At 45.4% G+C, this 13,846-nt stretch carries 7 protein-coding genes; 3 read left to right on the forward strand and 4 right to left on the reverse strand.

The window, feature by feature from the left end; translation table 11 throughout:
* Positions 1–31 precede the first annotated feature (31 nt).
* The gene (locus R1T43_RS00905) at positions 32–3,886 is read right to left on the reverse strand and encodes a translocation/assembly module TamB domain-containing protein (RefSeq protein WP_317351854.1); all 3,855 of its coding nucleotides are present in this window, start codon (positions 3,884–3,886) and stop codon (positions 32–34) included.
* The gene (locus tag R1T43_RS00910) at positions 3,883–5,697 is read right to left on the reverse strand and encodes an autotransporter assembly complex family protein (protein WP_317351857.1); all 1,815 of its coding nucleotides are present in this window, start codon (positions 5,695–5,697) and stop codon (positions 3,883–3,885) included. The genes R1T43_RS00905 and R1T43_RS00910 overlap by 4 nt, the downstream gene beginning before the upstream one ends.
* 333 nt (positions 5,698–6,030) lie before the next feature.
* Here R1T43_RS00910 and R1T43_RS00915 point away from each other — a divergent pair, with 333 nt between their 5' ends.
* Both R1T43_RS00915 and R1T43_RS00920 read left to right on the forward strand, forming a co-directional pair.
* Entirely contained in the window at positions 6,031–8,016 is a 1,986-nt protein-coding gene (locus R1T43_RS00915) for an alpha/beta hydrolase family protein (protein WP_317351859.1), read from the forward strand.
* 195 nt (positions 8,017–8,211) lie between these two features.
* Positions 8,212–9,459, forward strand: a complete 1,248-nt coding sequence (locus R1T43_RS00920) for a multidrug effflux MFS transporter (protein ID WP_317351861.1) — start codon at positions 8,212–8,214, stop codon at positions 9,457–9,459.
* Between the two features lie 97 nt (positions 9,460–9,556).
* Here the strand turns inward: R1T43_RS00920 and ilvC are convergent, their stop codons facing one another.
* A complete protein-coding gene (gene ilvC / locus R1T43_RS00925; protein ID WP_211070291.1) occupies positions 9,557–11,035 on the reverse strand; it encodes a ketol-acid reductoisomerase in 1,479 nt (492 codons plus the stop codon).
* A gap of 154 nt (positions 11,036–11,189) precedes the next feature.
* Between ilvC and ilvY the strand changes: the two genes are divergently transcribed.
* Positions 11,190–12,056, forward strand: coding sequence for an HTH-type transcriptional activator IlvY (gene ilvY, locus R1T43_RS00930; RefSeq protein WP_317351866.1), 867 nt, complete (start codon positions 11,190–11,192; stop codon positions 12,054–12,056).
* 212 nt (positions 12,057–12,268) lie between these two features.
* Here the strand turns inward: ilvY and R1T43_RS00935 are convergent, their stop codons facing one another.
* The gene (locus R1T43_RS00935) at positions 12,269–13,783 is read right to left on the reverse strand and encodes a YifB family Mg chelatase-like AAA ATPase (protein WP_317351868.1); all 1,515 of its coding nucleotides are present in this window, start codon (positions 13,781–13,783) and stop codon (positions 12,269–12,271) included.
* Positions 13,784–13,846: the final 63 nt, after the last annotated feature.

The raw sequence follows: 13,846 nt of genomic DNA on the forward strand, positions 1-13,846 counted from the left end.
GAAGACCTGCCGCCCCGCTAATATGAGTTAGCTATTTTGTCGCTTTCTCGGCCTTTGGAGTAGCAGCTTCACCGTTACTGGTATCGCTGCTTTCGTTGTTGTTTTCATCGCCACCATTATCTTCAACAGAATCTTCATTATTATCATCGTCTTTTTCTTCTCCTAAGAAGAATTCATAGTATAAATCTAAGGCGAATTCAGACTGATCTTCAATGGTGGTTTGTACCGCTTCTAAAAATAAACGAGGCAACAAACGGTATCGCAATGCTAAGTCGGGCGGTTCTTGCCTACGGCGAAGAGTGCTGCTTGAGTCATTGTTACTCAACCCCACATCCACGTTATATTCAGCCGTTAACCTGTCGTTAATCTGACCGGTTACCGACAGCTTATTTTCGTTGGTGCTTAAGCTGAAATCATCAATGCCTAATGCTTTACCTACTTGGCCAGTTAAGGTTTTGGTATTCGAAAGGCCAAAACCTACCAGTAAAGCCGCGTAGTTAGGATCTTCGCTTTCAGCATCTGGGCCAGACCCTGTTAGCAAGTACGAAAGTACGTTTTGCTGATCCATTGCAGGCTCTGAGAATAAATTAATGCTAGGGGAATCGGCGGCGCCGTCTATTCTAATGCCGGCAATCACATCATCGTCAGTTTTGTCTGGGTCGCGAATGGCTTCAATCAGCAGCATGGGTTGATCGATAGGGCCATTAAACTGCACTTCGCCCGTTTGAATAACCAGTTGCTGGCCGTAAGCGTTATAACGGCCGTTAAGTATTTGAAGGTCGCCAAAGCCCACTAAAGCAGGTTGGTTATTCACCTTTACACCGCCATGCAAGCTTGCAGTTAAACCAAAGGCCTCTAACTGTACTTCGCCAGTTTTGCCTTTATCGATATTGACCATCACAGACGCATGGACAATATCAAGGGGTTCTTCTTTAGGCGGTTCACCGCGAAGGTGAACATCTTTAGACGGTGATACCGCGCTTTCAGGTAATGATTCAACTTCTATGCGTGCCCAAGGTATATTCACGCTGCCTGATACATCAACCTTGTCAGCGGTAGCCGCTACTTTCAAATCTGGCGATACCCGCAAACGCATGTTTGGTTGGCGTACCTCAAATTTATCGCCTTTCAAATTAATGTTCGCGCTTGGCACATCTGACCAATTGAGATCGCCGTTTAGCGACCCTTTACCACCGCCCAGCACAAACGAACCGTCGAAGTTAGCTTGCTGGCCATTCAACGTAATCGATTGGGTCCAGTTTTCCAGAGACACTGGCGTGTCTTGAATATCAATAGCACCATTTTCTATCTGCAATTTACCGGATAGCTCAGGCGAATCTACAAAACCCGCCAAGGTGACGTTCCCATTCATAATGCCCGTGAGGGTGCGAATAGCAGGAGATAAGGGTTTCAGCGGCGCCACGTCTATATTAACGACCTCAAGATTACCGCTAATTGGTTTGCGCTCCTCAAAAGGCGACGTACTAACATTAAGGGTGGCATTACCTAAATCTTCACTGGCAATAAGCGACTTAGCTTTAAGTTCACCTTGCTTGAAAGTGCCGGTGGTTTCCACAGAGTTAACGCTTATAGCGAGTGGTCGTTCTTTTCCTAATTGCCATGTGGCTGGTGATAAAGACGCCGTAAAAGTCGCATCAATGGGGTCGGCCTGGGAATATTGGCCTTGGGTTTTCACCGATAAGGTTGCCGGTGCTGCTGCCGCTATCATATCTGGCGCAAGCTCGTGCGCCCACAAGCCAACAGGCAATGCCTTAGCCCATACATTCCACTTTGCTTTATTTTCTTGGTAGTTCAAGCTAGTGATACAAAGTTCACCCTCTTCCCGAGAGTGCCAGCAGTGTTCGCCCACATTGGCGCTAAGCGGTGCCGTGCCGACATTGAGAGAAAATGGTGATGACAACGCCCACTGCATATTGGCGAGTTTTAATTTGCTCTGTTCTACCTGACCCGCCCAAACATTGTCTTGCCACTTACCTGCAACGCTAAGGGCAACGCTATGCTCAGGCAAGGTTACATCTAGGTCGACCTTATGGCTTGTGTATGAGCCATCAATAACAAGTTTGCCATTGACTTCGCCTTGTTGGGCTGCCGCGTTTGAAAGCGCAGGCGACACCGCAATATTTGAAAAATTAAGTGCGCCTTTGGCAACGGGGTTAATCCATGGGCCTGTGGCTTTTATATTGCCAGATATCGCCCCAGCTACTTCAGGGTAAAGGTCGGCAATTTCCGCTACATCAAGACCAATATCAGCGTTGATATAGCGTTTGTTTAACAGTTGTCCTACCACATCAATTTTATTTTCGGCTTGCTCTACGGCTAGCGAAGCAACCAGCAAGTCGCTGGGGCCGGAATAAACGAAAGCGCCCGCTACCGAAAAGGGTTTGTTTTGCAAAACGCCTTTTAAGTCTAAATCTCGAATACTGACTTGCGGGCCTTTTTCTGTATATTGCATCACGCTGGTAAAGCCACCTTCTAACTGCTCAGGCGCGTATTCAGAAAACTGAACACCAGAGACATTGGTAAACGTAGTGTTTCCTTCCCAAGAAATCGCCTCATCTAAGTACAAGGTACCGGTATTACTGATACTGCCTTCTAATGCTTCGATTTTGGCTTCGTTCACGTAGATGTTGTGTTCTTTTAGCACCACATTTAGCGCTACAGGCACCTTGCCTACATCGGGTAAAGTGGCAGCTGCCCCGCCATCTAAAATGTAATCACCCATGGTGCCGTTAAGGGTTAGTGCGCCATCGTGTAAGGTGCCAGACTCCATAGTGGGTAAGGGCTGTTCTTTCCATGATGCGCTAAAGGAAATGGGCAGGTTGTCACTAAGTACATCGGCAGACAGGTTTACTTTGGCATTCATCACACCGTCAGTTTGTAGGTCAGCTTCAAGTGCAGCCAGCGAACCTGATGCTCGAAAGTCTACTTGCTGCTGGCTGTCGTCTATAAGGCCGCTACCGTTCAGTGAGACTGATAACGGATAGGCACCATCAAGGGTGACCGCAATGTCGCCATTAAGCTTGCCTTGTGGATGAACTACGTTCAAATTGGCCAACGATATATTAGCATTGGCAAACTCAAAATCCTTAAACGCGAATACTGATAAGGTTTGGGCTGAATCACCTTGATGTAGTGTGCCATTGGTCAGTGAAAACTCTCCAATTCTTATTGGAATAGGCGATGAAACCGTGGGCAATTCTGGGGCGGTGTATGAAAGCGAATAAGATTTTGGTAGTGATCTGTTCGTGGCGCTATTGTCAGCACTACTTTCAGGGCTAGCATCATCCTTGTTCACGTTAGCCGAAGAGGCTGTTGTCTGAGTAGATGCTTCAACTTGATGAAGGGTAACGGCTAAATCTTCAAGCGATAACGACGATATCGTCAGCTTATCGTTGCCCAAGAACTCATCTAAGTTTAACTTCCCTAGTTCAACCGTCTGACTCGGCATGTTAAGGGTAAAACGCTCAACCTTGGCTTGGTTTACCTCTATAGGTAAAGGCAGCGTAAAGTTTCCTGTTTCTTCGGCTGATTCTGTTTTTGGTGACGCTTGTAATTGTTCAACAAGAATACCGCTGGCATTGACTTCGTTAACGCAGACTCTAGGCTCAAAGATACAGCGCCACGTAACATCAAGATACGCATACTCAGCGTGCACCCGCCACTGCGCATTTTCCCACTTTACCTGTGAAATAGTGAGGTTGTCGGCAAGACCACCCTCAATGCTTTCAATACTCAGCCCGCCTACTAAGTTATTGGCAATTAGGCGTATGGTCGGCCCGCCCAGTGGGCTAATTAATAATCCGTAAACAAACACCACAATAAGTACAGGCGTTAGTAGAATGGTTGAAATCGTGCGCTTTCTCATAACTCTGGCCCCAACATAAGATGCAGTTGCCATGTCTTTTCATCTGGTGCAAAGCCGCGAGCCACATACACGCGTACGGGGCCTATTGGGGATAGCCAATGAAAACCCGACCCCACGCTGTAAGTTAATGTGGTATCTAAATCATTGGTGGCCGTACCCGCATCGGTAAAGGCGGCAATACGCCAATTTTGTGCAATGCGATAGGCATACTCCACGCTGGCAGTGGCTAAGTATTTACCACCAATGGCATCAGTTACGGTGTCACCGGTTTCAGGGTCGATAACATCATCAGTAGGCGAAATTTCTCGGTAATCGAACCCGCGAACACTTTGGTCGCCACCGGCATAAAACCGCAGTGATGTTGGTACTTGTGAAAAATCATTGGTTTTGATTGCGCCAAGCTCGCCTCGAATAGCGATCCGATGCACGTCAGAAAAGGTACGAATGACCATGCCTTCCATCACAGATTTCACAATATTAATATCTGAGCCAAGATTATCTCGCCCCACTTGGGATAAAAATTGAAAATAATTCCCATTATTAATATTAAGGTCGTTATCTTTGGTTATGTAAGTAATAGAGTAGCCGGGCAAAATAAGTGATGTAGTGTTGTTGTCAGTGTCGCCTTGATCATAGGTTTCTTGTAAGTATGTGATAGAGCCATCATGCTGCCAAGGTGAATGATCTTCCTGAAAGTAGCGGTGGGCAGCAAGTGACAAGGTTTCACTTTCAATCGAAGTGTTGCTGTATTCAATGAATTGATAACCGGCTTCAAAACTAACGTAGTCTCTGGTGATGTTCTGCATCGGGATACGATAGTCGGCAGTAACGGATTGTTCTGGTTGAGAGATAAAGATATCGGATGATACAGAGTGACCACGATCATTTACCCAAGGGCGTTCCCAGCCTAAAGTAACGCGTGGACCCGTATCGGTGGCAGCGCCAACCGATACGTTAAACGCATCCTTTGGGCGGTGTGACAGCGATACTTCAATCGGTACATTTAGTCCCTCTGCATCGCTTACCACTGGCCGCGCAATTACCCTATCAAAGTATCCCGATTGATTTAACGAACGGTTGAAATCTGACAATCTTGCTGATGAATAAGGCTTGCCTTCCTCAAACGGGGTGAGCCGTTCGATAATTGACTTCGCTTTGTCTTCTCCAACAAACTTTAGTTTACCAAAATTATAACGGGGGCCACTTTGGGCAATAAGAAGAATGTTAGCTTCTTTTTCCTCTCTGACTAAATCTAACCGCGTGGCTTGCCAATAAAAATCAAAGTAACCATGAGACAAGGCATAATTAAACATCGATGACTTAAACGACTCGTAAACGGGTTGATTAAGTACATCCCCTTCTTTAAGCGAAAACCCATTAAAGCGGCTTCTAAAGTCGCTATCTTCTCGTCCTACACCAATAATTTCTCGGGTGACCTTTGATACAAGAAGCGGCTCGTTAAGTGAAACTGTCACAACGACCTCATCGCCTTCAGTGACTTTTACTGTTGCATCACTATTGTAATAGCCAAAGGGCTGCACGGCTGTGGCTACCGTCGCGATAACTTCGTCCTGCCAGAATGGGTCATTCAATAGCTCGGTTTCTACATCTAAATTGTTCAAGTGTAGGCGAATATTGTCTTTAAGCGTGTCTTGCTTTACCCCATTAACTTTGTAGGTAATCGCTTGAGCAGAAGAGATAAAAAAGACAAATAGGCACAGCGATAAAAACCGAAGAGCGTACCCTTGGTGGCGCCAGGTTTTAATACCCGCTAGCGGCGTTTTTAAAGAAGAGAGAAAGCACGATGGCATTGAAAAATGCGATTCCTTGTAGCAAAAAAAAGAGACGGCGCAGCTTCAGCCTTTACAAAAAAGGGGCGCTAATATGATACGAGATAACTAACACAGCATCGACGATGCTGATAATACCACACCCCTTTGTATACTGCGTATTTAGTAAAAAAGCACAACTAAAGTACAGGTTAATGTCACGTTCTTTTTAGTGTAGTGTTTGGTTTGAATGTAACCAATTATTACAATTAAACTTTCTTTTTAAACTATAAATCGTTGTATAGTGTTACAAACTTCGAGCTAATCACAGGATGAATAGTTCAATAAGGGTTGTTAATAAGCAAAGGAAAATATATGCGCTGTCGGTTTTTCTCGTGTATCCATTCAGTTACCTCTTTAGTTGTTCTGTTTTTCTTAAGCTCAATAAGCGTTAGTGCGCTAAGTGATGAAAATGCCGCAGAACCAGTAGAACGTGTTTCAGCCCCCCTGCCTTACACCGTATTTAGTGCCCTACCGGCTTATCGAAGGCCCGCATTGTCGCCTAAAGGCGATAAAATTGCGTTTGTGAAGAACGTTAATGAGCCAGATGAACTATCGGTTTTAGCCACGTTTGACCTGACCACAGGTAAGTTTCACTACCTTATTCACTCCGATAACGAAAAAGTTAAGATAAATTGGTATCGGTGGGTTAACGATGAGCGAATCGTGGTTAGTGCTCGTTATGAAAGCCGTCGTGGCAATACGCGGGTCTATGATACTCGCCTACTGGCTATGAACTTCGATGCGCAGGGCGAAAAACCTAAACACCTTTTAGACTGGCGAAGACTGAAACGAAGAGCTGCAGATCCTAATCGTGTGCCACAATTTCAAGATAATGTGATTGATTGGCTACCTGATGATCCTGAACACATCTTAATGGCCATTGACGTAGAAGTTTTTGCCCTTCCTTCTGTATTCAAAGTGAATGTCTATACGGGCAGTACTACAAGATTAGAGCGTGGGAAGCGCAGTATTAGAGATTGGGTCGTTGATAGACAGCATAATGTTCGAGTGGGTATCACACTAGATTATGACAGTGGTGAGCGCCACGTATTACTTAAAGAAGATGATAGTTGGCGTACCTTGTTTAGTTACAATGCCATGAGTGAAAAAGGTGAAATGCCTCTAGGCTTTGGCCTCGATCCAAACATTCTTTATTATCGCGGCTACAAGGGAGACTACAAAGCCTTGTTTACGTTAAACCTTGAGACCAATGAGCATACAGAAATTTTCTCTGATGAAGGTTATGACGTAGATGGCAGTTTAATCTACTCCCCTGTTACCAACGATGCTATTGGAATTCGTCACTATGGTAGACACTACTGGGACGAGCGTTATGTCGCACTGCAAAATGGCTTAGACGAAGCGCTGGTCGACTATTCCAATACACTCGTTAGCTTTAGCCGTGATGAGAAAAAATATATTGTGTATTCTGAGTCAGACACAATGCCAGGCGCTTATTTCATTGGTGACCGCGAAAAAGGTTCATTAGACTTCCTGTTTCAGCAGTACCCTAAAATTGAAGAGGGCATGCTGACTGAGCACAACCTGATTACTTACACTGCCCGTGATGATATTGAAATTGAGGCTTACTTAACCTTGCCGAATGGAGAAGGGCCGTTTCCTACGATTATTCACCCTCATGGTGGACCCGGTGCGCGAGATTTTAGTGGTTTCGATTACTGGACCTCGTACTTTACCAATAAGGGCTACGCGGTGCTTCGCCCTAACTTTAGAGGCTCGGAAGGTTATGGCTTCGACTTCGCGCAAAGCCAGATGAAAAGCTGGGGGCTGTCGATGCAAGATGACATCACAGACGCAGCAAACTGGATGGTTGAGCAAGGTTATGCCACCAAAGACAATATGTGTATTGTTGGCGCGAGCTACGGCGGCTATGCAGCGTTAATGGCGGCAGTGAAAACGCCAGATTTATTTCAATGTGCAGTAAGCTTTGCCGGTGTGAGTTCATTAAAGCATATCGTTATCCACGCCAGACGCTTTGTAAATTCAGACTTGGTGAAAGACCAGATTGGTGATGACTTCGACGATTTGGAATCACGCTCACCTTATTACAATGCAGAAGGGATAAAAACGCCGATTCTACTGGTGCATGGTGAAGAAGACCGCATCGTTAGACCATTACAAAGTCGTTATATGGCTGACGAACTCGAAGATTTAGATAAAACATTTAAATATGTCGAGCTAGAGTCGGGCGATCATTACTTGTCTATACAGGGCAATCGACATCGCTTCTTTGCTGAAATGGATGCATTTTTAGATAAGTATTTGAAAACGGAATAAACCTTTCTTCAAGCTGTACTCTCAAAATAGCCAGAGCCGCCAAGTTCCACGACCAAATAGCGTGAAACTGGCGGCTTTTTGTTCATCTTTACGTTACAATCTGCCCATTCAGCGTGCAATTATGATGCACTAACGCGTCAATCATCACACTGAGCAACACAAGTACTATCCCCTTCTTCGTTAAATAGAGAAATTATGTCCCATTCAAGCGAGACCGCGCCTAATGCTGGCCAGCCTCAAGGAAAGCCCCCTTTAGGGTTAATTGAATTTGTAGCACTGATGGCGACCATGACATCCCTTGTCGCGTTAAGCATTGACGCTATGCTGCCTGCACTACTGCAAATAGGCGATACGTTAAACGTAGACGAGCCACATCATACCCATCTTATTGTGACCGTTTTCTTTATGGGAATGGCCTTTGGGCAGATGTTCTTTGGTCCATTTGCAGATAGTCGTGGTAGAAGGCTTACCATTTTAATTGGGTTGTTTGTTTTTGCGATTGGTACTTTCGTGTGCATGTCGGCGACTAATTTAGAAACCATGTTGGTAGGGCGTGTAATACAAGCCTTTGGTGTGTCTGGGCCTCGTATTGCTGCTATGGCAATTATTCGTGACCTGTACGTGGGTGATGCGATGGCCCGGGTGATGTCATTTATTATGATGGTGTTTATCCTCGTGCCTATGATAGCGCCCATGGTGGGCCAGGCAGTCATGAGCTTTTTTGGGTGGTTTCATATCTTCACCCTATTTTTAATTGTGGCAACATTAGCCGGTACATGGTTTTTCAGCAGGCAAGGCGAGACTTTACCCCGACATAAACGCAGACCGTTTTCATTTAAGCAGTTTTACTTGTCATCAAAATTTATTCTTACCCATGCAACGGTAATGGGGTATACCTTCGCCATGGCGGGTATTTTTGGTTCGTTTCTGGCGTATTTAAGTGCCTCACAAACCATTTTTCAGGTGTATTACGGTGTGGGCGATATGTTTCCTTACATATTTGCAGTACTGGCATTCTCGATTGGTTTAGCGTCTTATTTCAACGGCACCATGGTGATGAAATTCGGCATGCGCCGTTTGTGTCGGTTTGCGCTAAAAGGGGTTAACGGATTTGCCATTGTCTATTTGGCTTTATTGTTTGCTTATGATGGGTTACCGCCGCTTGTACTCACTGTCATTACTATGTTTATTGGTTTCTTTTTTGTGGGCATTTTATTTGGCAACTTAAACGCACTTGCCATGCAGCCATTAGGTGATATGGCAGGGCTTGGTGCTGCTATTATTGGTTCTCTTTCTAGTCTTTTTTCTGTGCCGATTGCGCTGTTCGTAGATAGCTTTTTAGATGGCAATTTATACCCGATAGGCGTGGGCTTTTTTGTCTTCTTTGTGTTGGCTTACTTTGCGGTGAGATATGCAGAGCGAGTTCGCGAATGCGGGGAATAGGTAAAAACAAATAGGCATAAAAAAGCCCGACCAAATTGGTCGGGCAAGAGGGCTTATATAAAGCACCTAACGACAGAAACTGTCCTAACCTCTGTTTTTACACAACTATGGCTTTCATGTCAGTCATGTAGCCACGCAGGGTCTTACCTACTTGCTCAACACCGTGAGTGCGGATAGCTTCGTTAATATCAACAAGGCGCTTGTTTTCAACCTGATTAGAGGTTTCTGACAATCCCTTACCAATAACTGAAGTATCGATAGTAGGCATAAATTTCTCACGCAAAATTGGAATTGCTGCATTCGCAAACAAGTAGTTTCCATATTCTGCTGTGTCTGAAATTACCACGTTCATTTCATACAAACGCTTACGAGCGATGGTATTCGAGATAAGTGGTGTTTCATGCAGTGATTCGTAGTAAGCCGACTCAGGTAAGATACCTGCTTCAACCATTACGTCGAAGGCCACTTCTACACCGCACTTGATCATGGCAACTAAAAGGATGCCGTGGTCAAAGAATTCTTGCTCGCTGATTTCACCTTCATAGACAGGTGCGTTTTCAAAACCAGTTTCACCGGTTTCTTCGCGCCATCTAAGTAGATTCGCATCGCCGTTTGCCCAATCTTCCATCATAGTGCGAGAGAACTCACCGCTAATGATGTCGTCTTGATGCTTTTCAAACAGTGGGCGAAGCATGTCAGTTAATTGCTCTGACAAATCGTACGCTTTTACTTTAGCTGGATTTGATAGGCGGTCCATCATGTTGGTTACGCCACCAATCTTAAGTGCTTCAGTGACTGCTTCTAAGCCGAACTGAATAAGTGCACCAGCATACGCTGCGTCTATGCCATCAGCGGTCATTTTCTCAAAAGCAAGTACTGCTGCAACTTGTTGCATACCACATAGAATGGTTTGCTCGCCCATAAGGTCTGATTTAACTTCAGCTACAAACGAAGACTCAAGTACACCTGCACGATCGCCACCTGTTGCACTCGCTAATGCTTTAGCGGTATCCCAACCCTTGTTTTCAGGGTCGTTCTCAGGGTGAACAGCAATCAATGTTGGTACACCGAAACCACGCTTATATTCTTCACGTACTTCTGTACCTGGGCACTTAGGTGCACACATCACAACCGTAATATCGCTACGGATTTGTTGGCCTTCTTCAACAATGTTGAAGCCATGTGAGTATCCAAGTGTTGCGCCTTTTTGCATTAACGGCATTACCGCTTCTACAACGCTTGCATGCTGCTTGTCAGGCGTTAGGTTGTACACCAAATCAGCACTAGGAATTAATTCCTGATATGTGCCAACGGTAAAACCATTGCTAGTAGCACGTTTGTAAGAGTCGCGTTGCTCTTCAATGGCTGCTTGACGCAGCGCATAAGAAACATCTAACCCAGAGTCACGCATGTTCAAGCCTTGGTTAAGACCTTGAGCACCGCAGCCTACAATGACAATTTTCTTGCCTTTTAAGAACTGACAACCGTCAGCGAATTCTTCGCGTGCCATGAAGCGGCAGCGGCCAAGCTGATCTAGCTGCTGGCGTAGCGATAGGGTATTGAAATAATTAGCCATAAAAATTCCGAACAACATTCATTTTCGTCATTATCAACAACCAACCGTGGCGTTGACGACCTCGTCTATGACGACTTGCTACGGAGATTAAGGGATTTCTTTTGTTTTGGAAAATGATATATTTGCAAGATAATATTGCAATAAGTGAAACACTATGGATTTTCGTAGCCTTCAACTGTTTACGCATCTCGCCACAAGCCTACATTTTGGTGATACTGCGCAAGCTATGTATGTGTCGCCTTCTACGCTAAGCCGCGTAATACAAAGGCTAGAAGATGAATTGGGTTGTACCCTGTTTAAACGAGACAACCGTAAAGTGGCACTCACCCATAGTGGGCACAAACTGCTGTCTTTCTCTACACAGGCGTTAAAAGATTGGCAACAACTGAAGGTAGACTTGCGAGAAGACAGTAATTCATTGCAAGGTGAGATAAGTTTATTTTGCTCTGTAACAGCCAGTCAAAGTCATTTACCTGCCATATTGCGTCAGTTTAGGGCACAGCATCCTGGGGTAGATATTCGCTTAATTACCGGCGACCCCGCATTAGCCATAGATAAGGTAAAGCAGAAAGAGTGCGACTTATCGATAGCTATCTATACGCCGGATTTACCTACAGACTTACATTTCTCCCCTTTGGATAACGTGCCTTTGGTACTTATTGCGCCCCGTGACTGGCGATTAACTCAATTGACTCAGGTAGATTGGACCAAACATCAGGTGATCATGCCAGAGCATGGGCCAACCAGACGCATCGCTTACCACTGGTTTGCAGAGCATGGGATTAGGCCAAATGTTTATGCTTCCGTGGGGGGCAATGAAGCCATTGTTAGCATGGTGGCTTTGGCGTGTGGTGTTGGTTTTGTGCCCAAAGTGGTGCTCGATCATTCCAGTATGGCAAGCTTGGTAACGCAAATTCCGGTAGATGATATTGAACCCTATGGATTAGGCCTATGCTGCTTGCAGGATAAGCAAAACGAGCCACTTATAAACGCATTTTTACAGTTAGAAATGGCGCCCTAAACTGTTCAATGATGAACTGTTTAGCCATACAAGCGGCGTTAAGCTTGGAAGTTAAAGCTAGTCTTTAGGTATTAAAAATTTGGCATCAAGCTTTACACTTTCGGGCTACTTGCGGTTAGGTTATCACCTAATATGCTACTGACTACTGACTACTGACTACTGACTACTGACTACTGACTACTGACTACTGACTACTGACTACTGACTACTGACTACTGACTACTGAGCTGCTTAATTAAGGTGTCCAGTGCACGGTAACCTAGTGCTTCGGCTAAGTGAGCGCGGGTAACCGTAGGCGCTTCAGATAAATCTGCTAACGTCCTCGCGACTTTAAGGGTGCGGTGGAACACCCGCATCGACAAATTCAATTGCTTAGCCGCCGCTTGTAAAAAACGTAAGTCCGTGTCGGTTAATTGGCATAAATCAGCAAGCTCACCTGCATTTAACTGTGCATTGGGCTTACCTTGCCGAAGAAGCTGTACTTCCCTTGCCCGTAATACCCTATTCCTAGCCTCTATCATGGAATCAGACGCAGAGTTTACCGGTGGCGATAAGTCGTAACTGGCAAGCCTTGGTACTTCCACTTGTATGTCTATTCTGTCTAACAAGGGGCCAGACAACCGATTTAAGTAACTTAACTGCTGTTGTGGGGTTAGGCGGTTGTCGTCTATATCGCCGGTAGGGCTGGGGTTCATCGCCGCAATTAATTGAAAGTTAGCAGGGTATGTAGCGCTCGCCATCGCACGGGATATATGAACATCCCCCGTTTCTAAAGGCTCTCTAAGTACATCTAATGCGCGGCGGCCAAATTCGGGTAACTCATCTAAAAATAATACGCCATTGTGGGCTAACGATATTTCGCCAGGTACAGGTTGCGAGCCACCGCCGGTAAGCGCTACTGCAGAGCTAGTATGGTGTGGGCTACGCATATGTCGCTTTAAAAACCGCTCTACATTCAAATTTTCCCCTTTTACCGAGTGAATAGAAGCCACTTCTAAGGCTTCTTGTTCAGTCATCGGGGGTAATAATGCAAGTAACCGACTGGCCAGTAAGCTTTTGCCTGTACCTTGTGGGCCCACCATAAGCAAGTTATGGCTGCCTGCTGCGGCAATGGTTAATGCGCGTTTGGCTTGGGTTTGGCCAATAATATCATCCCAGCCCATACTGCTAGATGAAGAGGCACAAGGGCTAAAGGGCTGACCTTTATTTAGCTTTTTGTTGTTTGCTAAATGCTCGTAAACAGACAGAAGATCAAAGGCTGGGTAACGCGTAGCGTAAGAGACTAACGAGGCCTCAACATCGTTAACCCCCGGAAAAACAAGTGGCGTGTCGTCGTCGGCTGCAGCAATTAAAACAGGAATAAGCCCGCTTACTGGCTTAATCTCACCGTTTAAGCCAAGCTCGCCCACAAAGGCAATGTTAAGCACACTGGTATCGGGAAGATAACCTGACGCCACCAAAATACCTACGGCAATGGGTAAATCGAAGCGGCCGCCGTATTTAGGAATATCAGCAGGGGCCAAGTTAACGGTAATGCGCTTTGCCGGAAAATCGAAACCACTATTAATAAGTGCACTACGCACCCGCTCTCGAGCTTCTTTTACACTGGTTTCCGCCATACCTACTAACTGGAACGCCGGCAGACCATTAGCCAAGTGAATTTCTACCGACACCTCGGGGGCTGCTACGCCCTGCCCCGCAAAGGTTTTAACTACTGCCATGCTCATAAATTGTTGCTCTAGAAGAAAGTATCTAAAGAGAAATACTTTAAGTGAGCGTGGTAAAAGCTG

It is taken from the genome of Alteromonas sp. CI.11.F.A3 (assembly GCF_032925565.1).
In the GTDB taxonomy this organism is placed as follows: Bacteria; Pseudomonadota; Gammaproteobacteria; order Enterobacterales; family Alteromonadaceae; genus Alteromonas.

Bases quoted from the DNA above. Each gene is read 5' to 3' on its own strand.
- R1T43_RS00910 (WP_317351857.1), bottom strand. From the start codon at position 5,697: ATGCCATCGTGCTTTCTCTCTTCTTTAAAAACGCCGCTAGCGGGTATT.
- R1T43_RS00935 (WP_317351868.1), bottom strand. From the start codon at position 13,783: ATGAGCATGGCAGTAGTTAAAACCTTTGCGGGGCAGGGCGTAGCAGCC.
- R1T43_RS00920 (WP_317351861.1), top strand. From the start codon at position 8,212: ATGTCCCATTCAAGCGAGACCGCGCCTAATGCTGGCCAGCCTCAAGGA.
- ilvC (WP_211070291.1), bottom strand. From the start codon at position 11,035: ATGGCTAATTATTTCAATACCCTATCGCTACGCCAGCAGCTAGATCAG.
- R1T43_RS00915 (WP_317351859.1), top strand. From the start codon at position 6,031: ATGCGCTGTCGGTTTTTCTCGTGTATCCATTCAGTTACCTCTTTAGTT.
- R1T43_RS00905 (WP_317351854.1), bottom strand. From the start codon at position 3,886: ATGAGAAAGCGCACGATTTCAACCATTCTACTAACGCCTGTACTTATT.
- ilvY (WP_317351866.1), top strand. From the start codon at position 11,190: ATGGATTTTCGTAGCCTTCAACTGTTTACGCATCTCGCCACAAGCCTA.